Origin of the sequence: Methylobacterium frigidaeris (assembly GCF_022179185.1) — a bacterium.
In the GTDB taxonomy this organism is placed as follows: Bacteria; Pseudomonadota; Alphaproteobacteria; order Rhizobiales; family Beijerinckiaceae; genus Methylobacterium; species Methylobacterium frigidaeris.
In genome coordinates this window covers 1-216 of sequence record NZ_BPQJ01000454.1, presented here as the reverse complement: position 1 = coordinate 216, position 216 = coordinate 1, and the positions used below count along the sequence as shown (strand labels likewise).

The 216-nt window shown below is 68.5% G+C and carries 1 protein-coding gene; it reads right to left on the bottom strand.

The window, feature by feature from the left end; all coding sequences use genetic code 11:
* A partial coding sequence (locus MFF64_RS37635) for a DUF29 family protein (RefSeq protein WP_309296485.1) occupies positions 1-216 on the bottom strand: 216 nt, incomplete at both ends.

Genomic DNA, 216 nt, shown 5'->3' with positions numbered 1-216 from the left:
AGCGCTTTCCATCTGACTGTATTGCGCGCTCACCACGTCGCTCAGCTCCTCGGCGATGTTGTCGAGGTCGAGCGCGTCCACCCGGCCGGCGCGGAGCAGCGCCACCTGCTCCTCGACCCAAGTGTAGAGGTCGTCCGCATAGCGCGTCCGCCCGTCGGCATGAGGAGCCGCAGGAGCGTCCTCGCGTGTCGAGGCCGGATGCGCCATGGCGTCCTC